The sequence below is a fragment of the Paenibacillus sp. LX16 genome, assembly GCF_036252815.1.
In the GTDB taxonomy this organism is placed as follows: domain Bacteria; phylum Bacillota; class Bacilli; order Paenibacillales; family Paenibacillaceae; genus Paenibacillus; species Paenibacillus polymyxa_B.
Window position 1 is genome coordinate 4400425 of the sequence record NZ_CP141152.1, and the last position, 15287, is coordinate 4415711.

A 15287-nucleotide genomic window follows, 5' to 3' on the forward strand; every position below is an offset into this window, starting at 1 on the left:
CCTTATGTCTGGCACTGCATCCGAATTTGAAGCATTTCGCCCGTAGGGAGCTTCTCTGTTCGAATGCGTTTACTTCCGGGTACGGATCTGACCTGCTTTAGGATATTCAAATCCGCAGGTATGTCACTTCCTTCAAAACGAACGATAACATCATTCTGATCCATACCGAAAAAAAGTGTCAATCTGCGCACTTCTCCCCAGGACGACCGGCCCCCGCCATATTGATACGCACGCACCGTTTCTATGACGGCCGAGGCAAGCGACTCGCCGTCTTCGGGAGACATGACAGCGTCTAACTTTAACTGCTCCTCAACCTGTACCGACAACTGTAAATTACCGGCGTTCACCCGAAAAGACTGCAAATAAAACACCAGTGAGGGAATACCCAACTTAGATATTTTACTGTCTTCCGCCACGCGCCCTTTTATTGTTTCCACATAAGCAACAGATTTATCATGCTTATTCATACGAATATATCCATAAAGCACTTGCAAGTCATTCATCCAGTCATGCCGATGATGGTTAAGCATTGAAATCGCTGTACGCTCAAAAGAACGTAAAGCAGCTTTCCGTTCATGCTCAACCTGTCTTTGCGTATACCACATACCAAAGCATGCAGTAACTACAGACCATACTGCTAATAAGATAATCGTTAATACTTCAGGATAGAGCAGTGAAAAAACCAAAGGAATCAGAATGGAACCCAACGCCAGATAAGGCGCTCTTATCCGCTGGAACATGGCTTCTCTCCGTTCTGCGATAATTAAATGGATTATTAAAGAACCTTAATCCAGTATAGCACAGACTAACTTTCCAGTTCATTACCATCATGCAAAAAAGCCTCCGACAAAAGTGCCGGAGGCTTTTCAGCGTGTCTAAGCCGCTATTAAGCTTCTACAGTAGCTGCTACTGGAGCAACGTCGATCGGGTAGATGCTCACCTTTTTGCGATCACGGCCCCAACGTTCGAACTTCACAACGCCGTCCACTTTCGCGAACAGAGTGTCGTCCTTACCGATGCCCACGTTCGTGCCCGGGTGAATTTTCGTTCCGCGTTGACGAACCAGGATGCTACCGCCGGTAACTGCTTGACCGTCAGCACGTTTCACTCCAAGACGTTTCGATTTACTGTCACGTCCGTTTTTTGTGGAACCTACACCTTTTTTCGATGCGAATAATTGAAGATCCAATGTCAATTTCAACATGATGTCTACCTCCTTCTTTGATTATTTTCTATTTGAATATACTTACCGTATGATTCAGCAATACTTGTCAGCATAATCACCATGGACTCCAGCAACAGTTGAACCTGTGCGTTTGCATCATGATAACTTTCAGGAGAAAGATACGCGCTTAAAAAGCCGTTTTCCATTTCCGTTTCCATCTCAACGTCCGTAAGAGCTCCAATCGAATTGACAGTTCCTACCGTTACCGCTGAAACGCCAGCACATACGATATCCTCGCCAGATTTAGCGAAATTCGCATGTCCTTTAACGGAAAACCCCTGTATGCTGCCATCCTCCAGTCGTGTAATACGCACGATAATCACTTATCGCACCCTCTTACGCTTGGATTTTTTCAATCGTCACTTTCGTGTACGGTTGACGATGACCTTGCTTCACATGGTAGTTCTTTTTAGGTTTGTATTTGTATACGATGACCTTTTGACCTTGACCATGCTTCTCAACTTTAGCTGTTACAGAAGCTCCAGAAAGAAGCGGTGTACCTGCTGTCAAGCCATTGTCGCCGGACACTGCCAGAACACGATCGAACGTTACAGTTTCACCATCATTAGCTTCCAACTTCTCGATGAACAATACGTCGCCCTCTTGAACTTTGTATTGCTTACCACCTGTTTCGATAATTGCGTACATTTGCTTGCACCTCCTTATGTCTCAGACTCGCCTAATAGCAGGTGGCAGATTCCCTTAGGATACTGCACTTCAGTACCTGATTGGAGCGGTTACAGCATGTGCAGCCAATCTTACGCATCACACATACTAAATGATTATAGCACAAGCTTTATACACATTCAACCTTTAGTTTTAAAATGATTTTTGGTTACGCATCGTCGCTCTACACGAGCGTCTTTTCCTCACGCACTTTTTTGCGGGTCATTTCCAGCAAACCTAACCGCGTCCAACCGACAACATAAGATTTGGTCCGATCCTTCTTCAATCTTGCTTCCAGCACAGAGGATACTTCCCGACGGTTCTCCTCTTGTTCCATGTCAATAAAATCAATGATGATGATACCACCAATATCACGCACACGTACCAGGCGGGCAATCTCTTCAGCTGCCTCAATGTTAGTCCGGGTTACCGTTTCTTCCAGATTACTGCCTCCCGTAAACTTCCCGGTATTCACATCAATGACGGTTAGTGCCTCCGTATGATCAATGACAATGTATCCACCGCCCTGCAGCCATACCTTTCGCGCAAAATCGCGTTCCAGCTGCTCATGAATGCCATATGCTTTGAAAATCGTTTCTTCTGCACCACGAAATATACTTACATGAGCTTTCGCAGGACCAATCTGTTGCAGCATGATTTCTGCATCCTTTGCTTGCTCTTCACTGTCAATGACCAGTTCATCCTGTTCAGGTGTAAACACATCTCGAATCAACCGTTGAACAATACTTAAATCCCGGTGTAATTCGCACGGAGCCGAGTGTTCACCAGCTTTACGCTGAATAGCCGCCCACTGCTTACGTAGTTGATTCAGATCATTTTCAATCGCCTCTATACTCATGTCCTCCGAAACGGTACGGATTATGAGTCCTTCCTCGCTTGTGCGTAGCTGCTCTCCCATTGCTTTCAAACGGGTACGTTCGCCCTCACGTTCGATCTTCTTGGACACGGCCACATAATCAGCACGGGGCATATATACGATCCAGCGACCCGGAAGTGAAAAATGAGTGGTGACCCTCGCTCCTTTGCTACCAACAGCCTCTTTTAATACCTGTACTACAATTTCCTGCCCTACCTTTAGCACTTCAGAAATAGATGGCTTTACCTCCGGCTGCTTGTCCAAATGAGCATGAAGTACGTCATCTACATACAAAAAGGCATTTTTTCGCTGTCCAATGTCAACAAAGGCGGCTTGCATACCTGGTAGCACATTGACCACCCTCGCTTTGAAAAAAGAACCTAGAATTCCCCGTTTTCGCGGTAGTTCAGCCGCATATTCAACCAATCGTCCCTCTTCCAACAGCGCCATTTGGGTCATCTGCTGCTGGCATTGTACAATCATTTGCTTCATGGTTTTTCAACCTCTCTGGATACAGCCTCTTCCTTAACTCATAAAATATTATTTGGGCTTGGGTTCTCCACCATCTGGCGGGCGTGTCGCAAAATAAGAGCGAATAAGACGTTGCTCCGGCAGTACGGCTACAATCCGTCCCTGTTCATTCATAACATAAACCATATGATACCGATCTCTTCTGAAAAGACGCAAAATAGGCTCCAAATGTTTCACTGGTAGGGATACAATAGGTAAGGCAATACTTCCCTTAGCTACTTCGCGGTAAAAAAGCTCGTCCCTCCCCAGCAAAAACCGTATAAAACGGTAAGGGATATTCCGATAATCCACAATATTAGAATAAAGCAAAAAAATCCCTACCGCCAGCAGATTTAAATGGATAGGTCCATTTTGCCTTAACAACGGCGAAATACCATATATACAAAATAGCAGACTCGTTACGATACTGGCTCTAAAAGTCCACACTAATGTGCGGTGATAAGAAAAGGATAAGCTAATCAGTGCCTGCAATATTTTCCCACCGTCAAGTGGTAAAATGGGCAGCAAATTAAACAGTGCAATAACTGCATTCCCCTGAATGATATAATTTACATAATCATACTCCAGCCCACTCACATTTCTGAACCACAAAAGGATGATGATCATGATTCCGTTTTGCAGGGGCCCTGCTAGCGCAATGACAATCTCCTTCCACGCATTGAGCTTCCCCTGATCCTCAATGACCGCCACTCCTCCAAAGGGTAACATCTGTATGGAAAGCACCCGCGCACCCAACAACGAAGCAGCTGTCGCATGACCTAGCTCATGAATAAATACCAATGTAAATAAAGTTATAATCTCGATAAAATGTCCAGTTAATATAGAGGTCAGCATGACCAATACAAACAGTGGATGTAGTGATAAGGTCACCCCTCGGACATTAATCAAGGGCTACCACTTCCGACGGGTCAATGTATTGATCCCCTCTCTGAACTGCCAAAAACAAAGTTGCCGCCTCGCTGCCGCTGTGATTTGCTGGCAGTACACCGATCTCATCTCCCTCCTGTACCCAGTCGTTCACTTTTAAGGTAGAGCGGGAAAGCCTTCCGTAAGTTGCTGTGATACCGCCAGTGTGCCGAACTGTAACCGAAATCCCGCTTTTGGGATGATTTAATATGTCTAATACTCGTCCTGCATCTATACTTTTAACAGCGATTGCCCCGTTATCGGTAATATTCGGCGTAATTTCTACCCCTTTAAGGCTCAGTACAAAAGGCTGTGTTATATTGCCTTCAATCGGTGGAGAGCCCTTTCGACTTGCGTCTACCTTGTGCGTTTCATGCTCCTCGCCAAAAATCGGTAAAAAGGAAGGTGCTCCGTCAAAATAAGTTTCATACCATTGCCCAACGGCTGCAAAATCCATATCCTTATTCAAGGCATCCGCAATAAACATTCTCAAATTCACTGCATAGGGAATATCCCAACGAAACATTCCCCATACCATTCCAAATAACACCGTTGCTATGACTGATCTTCGCCAAAAGGAAGTCCAAAAAGACGGACCACGATTCGTCCCAAAAGATTGCTGCCAGCGTTGCCGCTCATTTTTCCACTCAGTTTCTGGGTCTCTGGGCGAGTTGGCACTAACTATAGGCATCGACTTCATATCTTTATCCCCGTGCCTGTTCTGATATATGCCAGAGGGATACGACTCCGCTTTGCTTCCCGCGATTAGCTGCTGTATCCGTTCTTCTCTGCGCTGCTTGATTCCGGAATTTTTATTCATCCTGTTCAGCCCCCTCAGCGAGGTATGTTTGATACATCTTATGAGGACGGGCTTCAACTTATGTTGTCCGGTTCGGGATTACGCACCTAAAAATCAAAAAAACCGGCGCTAGCGCACCGGATATGTTTTGTATTTATGATATTTATGTAGTGACCCTAAATTTTGAGAAACCGTATTATAGGAATTTAAAAAGACAAACCAAAAACACTTAAATAAGATTATTACTTATTTAAGTGTCTAGTATTACAATTTTCTCATCCACCCATACCAAAAAACTTCTTAAAGCGTGTCATCACGCTTTTCTTCTGGTCCAGTTGCATGAGGGGCACTGTATCGCCCAAAATCCGTCTCGCAATGTTACGGTAAGCAATCGCGGCCTGTGAATCTGGATTCATAACGGTAGGCTCCCCTGTATTAGCGGCTTTAATTACCATTTCATCATCCGGCACAATCCCAATAAGGTCTATGCTAAGCACTTGTAAAATCCCATCAATATCCAACATATCTCCGGATTTAACCATGCTATTGCGAATGCGGTTAACCACCAACTTGGGTGATACCACATGTGAGCTTTCCAGTAAACCAATTACCCGGTCTGCATCGCGTACGGCTGCATTTTCCGGGGTGGTCACAACAATGGCCTGATCGGCTCCGGCAATGGCATTTTTAAAGCCTTGTTCAATACCCGCAGGGCAGTCGATCAATATATATTCAAAATCCTTTTTAAGTTCCAAAATAATATCCTTAACCTGCTCCGGCGTAACAGCACTCTTGTCCTTGGTTTGAGCGGCTGGCAGCATATACAGCTCCTCAAAACGCTTGTCCTTAACCAGTGCCTGATTTAAACGGCAACGACCTTCCGCTACATCAACAAGGTCGTAAATAATCCGGTTTTCCAGACCCATCACAACGTCTAGATTACGCAAACCGATATCCGTATCCACCAAACATACCTTTTTGCCGAGCAGTGCAAGCGCTGTTCCTATATTGGCTGACGTCGTCGTTTTGCCGACGCCGCCTTTTCCTGAAGTGACGACGATAGCCTCTCCCATGTGCTACACCCCTTTGAACACGTTAAAATCGCGGCCCAGACGCACAATATTGCTCATTTTATCTATTTGCATAGCGCCATCCTTGAGATACGCAAATTCCATACCGGATTCACGTGTCTCCCATTCGTCTGGTGGACGGCTGATCATTTCGGAAATTCGCAGCTGTGTCGGTGCAAAATAGGAAGCCGCAATAATCGCTTCACTATTTCCCTCCATCCCTGCATGCGCCATGCCTCGCAAAGCACCGAGGACATAAATATCACCAGTACATGTTATAATTCCACCCGGGTTTACATCTCCCAAAAAGAGTAGGTTCCCATTGTGATGAAGCACCTGGCCAGAACGGATAATCCCTGTCACCGTGTGAATAGGGGGCTTTCCCTGCACTTCCACAGGCAGTCCAGGTGATTCTACAGACCTGATGAGCAGATTCCCCTTTTGCTTCAAGATCTCCAGAATACTTTCCTTCTGTTCCTCTGTCACTTCTCGGCTTCCCAGCTTAATATCCACATGAATGATCGGGCCTGTTAAAATATTTTGATGACTGTGCTCCAGCTTAAAACGCAGCTCACCCAGCAAATCCTCAAACTCGCATTGATCGTCCAGCAGGAATACCAGGCCATCTTTGATGCCTTTAATCGTGACATGATTCGATTTCACCGCCATTAGCCTGTCCCTCCTATCTCAATCATTTCGTCCCCGGGACGTCAAATCCCTGCTAACCCGGACAAAATGTGTGTAAAAAGACCTAGACGGCCTCTTCCTTTTTCACACGGGTACCCAAACGCTGCAATTGCTTGCGAACTGGGACATAAATGATGAGGGCGAACAGAAAATGGATAAATAAATCAGGAATCATATACTGAGCAAGTGCCCAATTGAAAGTCTGATGATTCAGCTGGAACAGCTGATCAATAGCAAAAAGCATAGAATCCAGCAGGAAACTACCAATCAACACGGCTGCCATCATAATAGGCATCGGCGCACGTCGAGCTGTAAAAACAAGCCCCAATAAGTATGCAGACAACCCCATTGCAAAAGAGTAAGGCCCAATGATAAACCCGTAGAACACTACATCATGAATAAGTCCAAAAACAATACCTAGCACCAATGCTGTATGACGGCTGTAATACACAGACACAAACAAGATCACGACATACACAAAATTCGGAACCATTCTTGAATGCCAACTATCCGGAAGAAGCCACGGAAGAATCGTCCCTTCAGCTATAAACAGTACAAACAGCAGCAGTATTAGAACCTGACCGCGCATCTTCATTATTCCGGTACCTCAGGAGTATAAAGGATGAGCAGTTCTTTCCAATCCACAAAGCTGGCTGCCGGTTTAATAATCGCTGTCCGTGTTTTGCCAAACTCCCCAACCTGAATCTTCTCTACCGTTCCAATCATTAGGTTTTTGCGGAATTTCCCACCTGCCCCAGATGTAATAATCTGATCGCCCTTTGCGATTGGATCTTTTTCCTCAATGCGAGTCATTTGAAATCTGTTCGTACCCGGATCATAGCTTTCAATCATACCAAACGATTGATTTTCCTTGCCCAAGACTGTCGCTGCAATGGCATAAGAATTTGGATTTTTAGGATCTAATGTAGTTAACAACGTAACGGTGGACGTAAAATTCCCCGTACGACTAATGACTCCTACAAATCCTTCAAGCGAACTGACTTCCTGACCAACCTTCGCTCCGTCCTTCTCACCAATATCGATCACAAGCGTTTTGGAATCATTGCTGACGCTGTTCACTTGAGCAACACGATAATCATAATTATTCTTCGCCTTTTGCGTTTGGGTGAACTTCAGTTCATTCTGCAGTCTGGCATTTGTTTCAACATAATTATGGGTCTGAATCTGGTCACGAGTCAGCTTTGCCACAGCAATTTTTAATCGTTCATTTTCTTCGTAGATGCTGCGCATATTTCCGATATCTTCAAAGAAGCCCGCTATTGCTGAAGCGGGCCTGTAAAAGATACCTTGCACAAAGCCAATTGAATCTCTGGCGAACTTCTCGGGCCAGGTTAAGGAATTTCTCTGTCCAAGTGTAATCCCCATAAGGGCAATAAACAGAACGATTCCGATCAGTAGAACAAATAGTCTTTTATTGCCAAACAGCTTAAACAGTTCCTACACCCCCGATTCAACGTTTGGAACGGACGGCAGAACTGCTGCGCGATTTGAACAAATGAATATTTTCCAGCGCTCTGCCTGTACCGATTGCCACACAATCCAGAGGATTTTCTGCTACGATCACCGGCATTCCGGTTTCACCTGCCAACAGCTTGTCCAGATTACGTAGAAGTGCTCCACCACCAGTCAGTACGATTCCTCTATCCATGATGTCCGCTGCCAACTCGGGAGGGCATTTTTCCAGTGTTACTTTGACCGCATCCACGATTGCATTGACAGTATCCGATAATGCTTCGCTAATTTCATCAGAAGTAATCGTAATCGTCTTCGGCAAACCTGTTACCAGATCACGTCCGCGGATTTCCGAGGTTTCCACTTGTTCTAATGGCATAGCTGAACCAACTTCCATTTTCAGTTGCTCTGAAGTCCGTTCACCAATCATCAGATTGTATTGGCGCTTCACGTATTGGATGATGGACTCGTCCATTTCATCGCCTGCCACACGCACGGAGCGGCTTGTTACAATTCCGCCGAGGGAGATGACTGCCACCTCGGTTGTACCTCCACCGATATCGACAACCATACTGCCTGTAGGCTCCCATACAGGAAGATCAGCGCCAATTGCTGCTGCAAACGGCTCCTCTATCGTATATGCCTCTCTTGCACCTGCTTGCTTCGTCGCATCTTCAACAGCACGTTGCTCCACCGCAGTAATGCCTGAAGGCACACAAACCATCACGTTCGGATGACGTGGAAACAAAGAGCGTTGGGCTTGCGCCTGACGGATAAAATATTTGATCATCGTTGCTGTTGTATCAAAATCAGCAATGACACCGTCCTTCATCGGACGAATCGCACGGATATTTCCCGGTGTGCGACCGATCATTTTTTTCGCAGATTCACCAACAGCCTCAATGGTTTTGGTATCTGTACGCAAAGCAACTACAGATGGTTCACGAACCACAATTCCTTTACCTCTTACGTATACAAGCGTGTTTGCCGTCCCCAAGTCTATTCCCAAATCTTTTGTAAAGCCACCCAGCATGATGTAATCTCCTTTTCTCTTCCCTGAAATCTGTTATCCATGTATAAACGGTTTATTCAGGCCGGATTATCCGGTCGTATTTAAATGTTTGATTTAAATATTATATTATATCAGACCTTGTTCCTTCAAACTTACAAAGGTCCCGTCCCCGATCACAATATGATCAAGCACGTCGATACCCACGATGTTGCCCGCTTCCATCAGGCGGCGAGTCAACTGAACATCCTCCGGGCTTGGCTTCGGATCACCGCTCGGATGGTTATGAGCGCAAATTATTGAAGCACTGCTGCATTTGATTGCTGCCCGAAATACTTCACGAGGATGCACGATGGCAGAATTCAGGCTACCCATAGATAGTGTTTCCTGAGCAATGACATGATTTTTAGTGTTAAGGAACAAGCATACAAAATGCTCTTTCTGCAAATAACGAAGCTGCTCAAACAGCAGATCTGCCACATCCCGCGGGCAACTAATCACCGGGGTCTCCAAATGGCGAGACAATGCTAATCGACGCCCCAGTTCGATACCCGCTTTTAGCTGTATCGCTTTAGCATCCCCAATGCCCTTAATCTGGGTCAACTCGCTCAAGCTCATATCCACCAGTTGACGCAAATTTCCTGCCTGCTGCAAAATACGCTGCGCTAAATGCAACGAAGACTCATTTTGCGTTCCTGTACGCAGCAATATTGCCAGCAACTCCGCGTTGCTTAAGGCATCCGCCCCATATGTCATCATGCGCTCTCTTGGTCGTTCTTCATGGGGGAGGTCGCGAAGCATCAGTATTGGCGACTCCAGCATATGTTTATCCCCTTTATGGACGCAACACATTCACTCCAAAATCGGACAGCATGTCCGACAGCAAGGAAAGCGGCAATCCTACGACGTTAAAATAACAACCCTGAATAGATTCCACCAGCGTAGCACCCATGCCTTGAATGCCATACGCTCCTGCTTTATCAGACGGTTCACCAGTATTCACGTATGCCACAATTTGCTCTTGACTCAGAGGCTTCATTGTAACCTCCGTTTGGCGATGTCTGACAAGCATTTCGCCGGTTCCGGTATGTATGCAGGCTACCCCCGTGTACACACGGTGTGTTCTTCCCTGCAATGCAGTCAGCATACGAACCGCATCCGCATGGTCTGCAGGCTTGCCCAGTACCGAACCATCCAGCACGACAATGGTATCACTGCCAATCACCAGTCCGGCTTCCTTCGACTGAGTGGCGGTGTTCACGACCGCTTCGGCTTTGCGTGCCGCAAGGGTCTCCACGATTTGCTGAGGCGTCCAGCTCTCAGGCGTGCTCTCATCCGCATGACTCGGCACCACTTCAAAGGGGAGTCTCAAAAATGCGAGCAATTCCTTCCTTCTTGGTGAAGTCGATGCCAGAATAATGCGGGGCGTAATTTTCCCGTCCATAAGGGAAGCTCCTTTTCATCAGTTAGAGCCTGCGGTACAGCCAGAACGCGGCAATGATGCCGATCAGACTAAGCAGGCTCAATTCAAAATTTATCGTTATGTTGTAGCTGATAATATCTAGGTCCGCTCTCGGCGACCAAGATATCCTAGTGGGGTGGGTCAGAAAGGAAAGGAATTTGATCGATTGAAGGGCTTTGGCAATCCATGCACCCAAGAGCCAACCGAGCAACAAAAACAGTATAAGCATTCCTACATTTTTTTTCATCCTGATCTTCCCTCGCCATTTTTTGACACCTTCATTATTATACGGTGATTTGTACTGCAATACAAACAGAAATCCGGCATGGGGAACTATTTCCAGTTCCTTGCCGGAAAATATGGTTAGCCTATTGTTTTATGAATTGGATAAATTCCTTCTCACGCAAAACATATTCCATCATGGAGGACTGAATCTCCCAAATGTGTTCCTTGGCTGTATTCTTATTATATTCCCCAAGTGCAGAGATCGCACTGTTCATCGCCTTTTCAAGTGAGGTTGCGGAGACAGTCGCTTCCTTCGAAAGACCGGTGGGAAGTGCAGTGATATTTTGTGTCCACTGCTGATGCAGGTCGTTCAGCTCCTTCATGTCGGAGGCTGGCACCGTATTCGGACCTCCTTCCCCGAGCAAGGTCGAGGAAAGTCCGCTCAACTTACCCACCAATGAACTGCTTAACTGAAAAAAGCTAGTGAGTTTATCACCTTCGCCTCCGTAAGCCGCTTTTTCGAATCCAGGCAATTCAAGCTCACGAACATACAATTCGACTCCTTGTGTTTTCAACTGATTGCTGAGCAACTTGGCTTGCTCCCTATCTGGTGATATTCCTGCATATACCCGGTTTTGGTCTTCGGTATCCCCTCCTGCTGCAATGCCTGCCTTCAACAGTTCTTCTTTTGCTTGCAAGGCACGTTCTGGAGTGCTGAACACCCCATATTGCAGCAAATAGTAGGTTTGTGGAGGTACCTGAGCCTCTATGACAGTGACAGGGGCAGAATTCTCTTTTGCAGATATTGCATCCACACCAACAGATTCTTTAAAGACCGGTACAGCCTCTTCTACTGAAGGATCTGCTCCCGGGACCATGCCTCCTCCGTTAAACAGTAATAACATAATATATCCAAACATCCCCCCGGTCACCAGTGCGCTGGCTACAGAGCCAACCAGTTTCCATCTAGAAGGGTGGGGCGGACGCTTTCTGTACTCTTGACCAGAATGATAAGCTTCCTCATCCTCTTCCAGGCTATCTGGTAGAACGTCCGCATCTGACCAAGAAGCCGCCGAACGGCCAAAGGGGTCATCCCATCCCTCTTCTACTCTTAATGTCGGAGCAAAGCGCCGACTTGAAATGCGTTTATTCAGATCCTCAGGCTCATTGAGCTCTGCTTCTTGCGTAGTTTCAGTATTTTTCTTCATTCCTCTAATCCGTTCCGTTTCTTTTTGCGGGTTATCAGCTTGATGAAGCTTATCTTTTTGATATAACCCCTTATCTCTAATCGTTTCACGCTGCTCGTTCGTAATCGACTCGTTTTTGTACGGAAGCACCTGTAGCTTATCCTCCCGGCTTGTCTCCGGCAACTGTTGGTCGAACCGGAATGTCATCTTGGTCTTGTTCATGGATGCACTCCCTCCTTGTCCCATACTTCCTCATAGTCTGTTGTATGAGTCAAGCTAAGAATATATGCCCCAGCATTACAAAAAAGGGTATCCCGAAACACAGTCGTGTTCGGAATACCCTTGAATAAATGTAATACATTGGCGTAACAGCTCATTATATACGTATTACACTTGCTGTCCGCGAAGATGGCGCGCTAACGCGTCACCTGCTTTCCAGATATCTCCCGCTCCCATCGTCAGCACAAGATCACCCGGCTGTAACCGATCTTTCAACTCCTCGATCACGGCTTCTTTGGTCGGCAAATAGATTGCATTAGCATTGCTGTTTTGGACGATTAAATCCACGAGCTTGGAAGAATGCACGCCTTCAATCTGTTTTTCTCCCGCTGGTGAATAAATATCGGTAATGATGACTTCACTAGCCTCGCTAAACGCGCGGCTGAACGCATCGAGCAGGAAAAAGGTGCGGCTATAGCGTTGCGGCTGGAATACAGCAATAATACGCTTGCCAGTCGCTCTCGCTGCGCTAATCGTAGCCTCAATCTCTGTTGGATGATGCGCATAGTCATCAATAATCAGTATGTCATTGCTTTCACCTAGTACTTGAAACCGACGCTTCGCTCCGTGAAATTCTACAATAGTAGCAGCAATTTGATCAAATGGAATCCCTGCTTCCAAACAGGAAATCACAGTAGCCATCGCATTATACATGTTATGTTTACCCGGTACAGATAGTTCGATCGTTCCGAGTGCTGTTCCCTTACGGCTCATAGTGAAGCTTAATCGACGGTCACCTAATTGGATATCTGTCGCCATATAATCCGCTTCATGCTCCACTCCATAAGTAATGACCCGAGTCTGGAGTTGAGGCAGCATTTCCCGGATGTTCTGATCATCTGCGCATACAATAGCCGCTCCATCCGGTTGAATTTGACTCAAAAACTGTACATAGGCACTTTTCAGACGATTAAAGTCGCCATCATAATTTTCCAAATGATCCGCTTCAATATTGGTTACAATGCCTTGCCAAGGATGATATTGCAGGAAGGAACCATCACTCTCATCCGCCTCAGCAACGACAAACTCACTTTTACCTGCTTTGGCATTCGTCCCCAAATTCGTGATTTCGCCGCCAATAATATACGTTGGATCAACGTTACATCTCTCCATAACCAGAGCAATCATGGAAGAGGTTGTCGTTTTACCGTGCGCACCCGCAACAGCTATGCCCTTACGTTCGTTAAGCAAGCGAGCCAGCATCTGCGAACGATGCAGAGTTGGAATATTCAATTCCTCCGCTGCCACCCGCTCCACATTGTCACGTGACAATGCTGTTGAATAGACGACGATATCCGCGCCTGCAATATGCTCAGGCGTGTGTCCAATATATATTTTTGCGCCTTTTGCCGCCAGTTTTTCTGTCAGCTCCTGTGATGCCACATCTGAGCCAGTCACGGTATAACCCATCTCCAGCATGACCCGAGCAATCGCGCTCATCCCGTAGCCGCCGATACCGATAAAATGAACATGTTCCGAAGTAATCAACAAATTTCACCAACCTTTTTCCGAATCGGTTTGATACATAAGGGTAGCCCGTACATCCGCAATAAGGTACAGCGTGCCGGACACCACCCCCAGATCTTCCGCTTCCGTATGTGACTGAAGCAGGCCAAGGGCCTTTTTCCAGTCACCTTCTACAATTATTTTTAAATCCGTTTTGGCATAAGACGGCCGCAGCTTTTCCACGAGATGAGCCAATTCAGCGGCATTCATTTTGCGGCGAAAATCGGGCTCGGTCAGGATAAGCGTATCCACTAGTGGCAGTATATGCTGCAAGTATGCTTCATGATGCTTGTTTGACAGCATCCCCATCATTAAAACCAATTTTTTGTACGAATACACTTGAGGAAGACTCTTGGCCAGCGTCTGTGCTCCTTCTGGATTATGAGCTCCATCAAGGACAATCCTCGGCGAGGTACTGACTTGTTCAAGACGCCCTGCCCAGGCAGTTTGCCTAAAGCCCTCCAGCAATTCTGCATCATCCAACACAAAAGCCATATACTGACGTAGGACCTCAAGTGCCATCACGGCTCCTGCCGCATTAGAACATTGGTGCTCGCCTAACAACGTGATGTCAATTTCCATATGTCGGAAGGGCCCCGCGAATGAAAAGGTCTGAGCTGTTTCATCCCCATTTAGCCGTTTATACGTAAACTGTTCTCCTGCCAGGTACAAGGTAGCTCCTTGCTTTGCCGCCGTTTCACGTATGACCTGAATAGCCTCGGGTTGGGAAACACAACTGACGACAGGTACACCCGGTTTGATGATACCGGCTTTTTCCCTTGCAATCTGTTCGAGCGTATCTCCCAAAATATCCGTATGGTCATAGCCGACATTCGTAATAACCGAGAGGATTGGATTCACGATATTAGTTACATCCATCCTTCCCCCGAGACCTGTCTCCCATACCACAACATCTGGAAAAGCTACCGTAGCATAGTATAAAATAGCCAACGCTGTCGATACCTCAAACATTGTAGGTGACCCCAATTCACTATCTGCGATTTCTTTCACCAACGGATACAAGCGATTGGCAAGCAAAACCAGCGTTTCATCGGGAATATCGGTACCATTGAATTGAAAGCGGTTCGTAAATCGGGTGATGTACGGAGACGTAAAAGTTCCGACATCGTACCCACATTTCAGTAGCACAGAGGTCAGAAAGGCACAAGTTGAGCCTTTACCGTTGGTTCCCGCAATATGCACAAATTTCAGATGTCGTTGCGGATCACCTAACTTACTCATTAGCTGTTCAATTCGTTCCAATCCGGGTCTGATACCAAACGGAATCAAGCCGTTAATCCATTCCACTGCTTCATCATAGCTTTGTAAAGGAGCCGTGTCTCCGCCCCTGATCGTATCTGACATCCTCTTCACCTTCAGGTCAT

Annotated in this window: 18 protein-coding genes and 1 other annotated feature; all 18 genes read right to left on the reverse strand. The window is 46.3% G+C overall.

Annotated elements, in window-relative coordinates:
• Positions 1-2: 2 nt before the first annotated feature.
• Positions 3-740 carry a Spo0B domain-containing protein gene (locus T3H97_RS19660; RefSeq protein ID WP_328800631.1) on the reverse strand — a complete coding sequence of 246 codons (738 nt, stop codon included), beginning with the start codon at positions 738-740 and terminating at the stop codon, positions 3-5.
• Positions 741-886: 146 nt separating this feature from the next.
• The gene (rpmA, locus tag T3H97_RS19665; protein WP_039272574.1) at positions 887-1204 is read right to left on the reverse strand and encodes a 50S ribosomal protein L27; all 318 of its coding nucleotides are present in this window, start codon (positions 1202-1204) and stop codon (positions 887-889) included.
• 5 nt (positions 1205-1209) lie between these two features.
• Positions 1210-1548 carry a ribosomal-processing cysteine protease Prp gene (locus T3H97_RS19670; RefSeq protein ID WP_013311591.1) on the reverse strand — a complete coding sequence of 113 codons (339 nt, stop codon included), beginning with the start codon at positions 1546-1548 and terminating at the stop codon, positions 1210-1212.
• Positions 1549-1561: 13 nt separating this feature from the next.
• Positions 1562-1873 carry a 50S ribosomal protein L21 gene (rplU, locus tag T3H97_RS19675; RefSeq protein WP_013311592.1) on the reverse strand — a complete coding sequence of 104 codons (312 nt, stop codon included), beginning with the start codon at positions 1871-1873 and terminating at the stop codon, positions 1562-1564.
• A 13-nt stretch (positions 1874-1886) separates the two neighbouring features.
• Positions 1887-1974: a sequence feature (ribosomal protein L21 leader region), on the reverse strand.
• Between the two features lie 101 nt (positions 1975-2075).
• The gene (locus T3H97_RS19680; RefSeq protein ID WP_029518425.1) at positions 2076-3260 is read right to left on the reverse strand and encodes an Rne/Rng family ribonuclease; all 1185 of its coding nucleotides are present in this window, start codon (positions 3258-3260) and stop codon (positions 2076-2078) included.
• Between the two features lie 48 nt (positions 3261-3308).
• Positions 3309-4187: a M50 family metallopeptidase gene (locus T3H97_RS19685; protein ID WP_328800632.1), complete on the reverse strand. Its 879-nt coding sequence runs from the start codon at positions 4185-4187 to the stop codon at positions 3309-3311.
• Entirely contained in the window at positions 4180-5025 is an 846-nt protein-coding gene (locus T3H97_RS19690) for a M23 family metallopeptidase (RefSeq protein ID WP_328800633.1), read from the reverse strand. Before T3H97_RS19690 ends, T3H97_RS19685 begins: the two co-directional genes overlap by 8 nt.
• 254 nt (positions 5026-5279) lie before the next feature.
• The gene (minD, locus tag T3H97_RS19695) at positions 5280-6077 is read right to left on the reverse strand and encodes a septum site-determining protein MinD (RefSeq protein WP_061828810.1); all 798 of its coding nucleotides are present in this window, start codon (positions 6075-6077) and stop codon (positions 5280-5282) included.
• 3 nt (positions 6078-6080) lie between these two features.
• Complete coding sequence (gene minC / locus T3H97_RS19700; protein ID WP_013311597.1) at positions 6081-6743, reverse strand: septum site-determining protein MinC; 663 nt, start codon at positions 6741-6743, stop codon at positions 6081-6083.
• A gap of 82 nt (positions 6744-6825) precedes the next feature.
• Entirely contained in the window at positions 6826-7356 is a 531-nt protein-coding gene (mreD, locus tag T3H97_RS19705; RefSeq protein WP_069290212.1) for a rod shape-determining protein MreD, read from the reverse strand.
• A complete protein-coding gene (gene mreC / locus T3H97_RS19710; protein ID WP_043882320.1) occupies positions 7356-8177 on the reverse strand; it encodes a rod shape-determining protein MreC in 822 nt (273 codons plus the stop codon). Before mreC ends, mreD begins: the two co-directional genes overlap by 1 nt.
• A 55-nt stretch (positions 8178-8232) precedes the next feature.
• A complete protein-coding gene (locus T3H97_RS19715) occupies positions 8233-9267 on the reverse strand; it encodes a rod shape-determining protein (RefSeq protein WP_013311600.1) in 1035 nt (344 codons plus the stop codon).
• Between the two features lie 105 nt (positions 9268-9372).
• Positions 9373-10065, reverse strand: a complete 693-nt coding sequence (gene radC, locus T3H97_RS19720; protein ID WP_274482429.1) for a RadC family protein — start codon at positions 10063-10065, stop codon at positions 9373-9375.
• A 13-nt stretch (positions 10066-10078) separates the two neighbouring features.
• The gene (locus T3H97_RS19725; RefSeq protein ID WP_061828812.1) at positions 10079-10687 is read right to left on the reverse strand and encodes a Maf family protein; all 609 of its coding nucleotides are present in this window, start codon (positions 10685-10687) and stop codon (positions 10079-10081) included.
• Positions 10688-10709: 22 nt separating this feature from the next.
• A complete protein-coding gene (locus T3H97_RS19730) occupies positions 10710-10952 on the reverse strand; it encodes a DUF4321 domain-containing protein (protein WP_023989955.1) in 243 nt (80 codons plus the stop codon).
• A gap of 121 nt (positions 10953-11073) precedes the next feature.
• Positions 11074-12339: an SPOR domain-containing protein gene (locus T3H97_RS19735; protein ID WP_328800634.1), complete on the reverse strand. Its 1266-nt coding sequence runs from the start codon at positions 12337-12339 to the stop codon at positions 11074-11076.
• 165 nt (positions 12340-12504) lie between these two features.
• Entirely contained in the window at positions 12505-13884 is a 1380-nt protein-coding gene (gene murC / locus T3H97_RS19740; RefSeq protein WP_328802853.1) for a UDP-N-acetylmuramate--L-alanine ligase, read from the reverse strand.
• A gap of 6 nt (positions 13885-13890) precedes the next feature.
• Positions 13891-15267, reverse strand: coding sequence for a bifunctional folylpolyglutamate synthase/dihydrofolate synthase (locus T3H97_RS19745; RefSeq protein ID WP_328800635.1), 1377 nt, complete (start codon positions 15265-15267; stop codon positions 13891-13893).
• Positions 15268-15287: the final 20 nt, after the last annotated feature.

Coding starts and splice junctions, on each gene's coding strand:
- T3H97_RS19660 (WP_328800631.1), bottom strand. CDS start 740: ATGTTCCAGCGGATAAGAGCGCCTTATCTGGCGTTGGGTTCCATTCTG.
- rpmA (WP_039272574.1), bottom strand. CDS start 1,204: ATGTTGAAATTGACATTGGATCTTCAATTATTCGCATCGAAAAAAGGT.
- rplU (WP_013311592.1), bottom strand. CDS start 1,873: ATGTACGCAATTATCGAAACAGGTGGTAAGCAATACAAAGTTCAAGAG.
- T3H97_RS19680 (WP_029518425.1), bottom strand. CDS start 3,260: ATGAAGCAAATGATTGTACAATGCCAGCAGCAGATGACCCAAATGGCG.
- T3H97_RS19690 (WP_328800633.1), bottom strand. CDS start 5,025: ATGAATAAAAATTCCGGAATCAAGCAGCGCAGAGAAGAACGGATACAG.
- minD (WP_061828810.1), bottom strand. CDS start 6,077: ATGGGAGAGGCTATCGTCGTCACTTCAGGAAAAGGCGGCGTCGGCAAA.
- minC (WP_013311597.1), bottom strand. CDS start 6,743: ATGGCGGTGAAATCGAATCATGTCACGATTAAAGGCATCAAAGATGGC.
- mreD (WP_069290212.1), bottom strand. CDS start 7,356: ATGAAGATGCGCGGTCAGGTTCTAATACTGCTGCTGTTTGTACTGTTT.
- T3H97_RS19715 (WP_013311600.1), bottom strand. CDS start 9,267: ATGCTGGGTGGCTTTACAAAAGATTTGGGAATAGACTTGGGGACGGCA.
- radC (WP_274482429.1), bottom strand. CDS start 10,065: ATGCTGGAGTCGCCAATACTGATGCTTCGCGACCTCCCCCATGAAGAA.
- T3H97_RS19725 (WP_061828812.1), bottom strand. CDS start 10,687: ATGGACGGGAAAATTACGCCCCGCATTATTCTGGCATCGACTTCACCA.
- T3H97_RS19730 (WP_023989955.1), bottom strand. CDS start 10,952: ATGAAAAAAAATGTAGGAATGCTTATACTGTTTTTGTTGCTCGGTTGG.
- T3H97_RS19735 (WP_328800634.1), bottom strand. CDS start 12,339: ATGAACAAGACCAAGATGACATTCCGGTTCGACCAACAGTTGCCGGAG.
- T3H97_RS19745 (WP_328800635.1), bottom strand. CDS start 15,267: ATGTCAGATACGATCAGGGGCGGAGACACGGCTCCTTTACAAAGCTAT.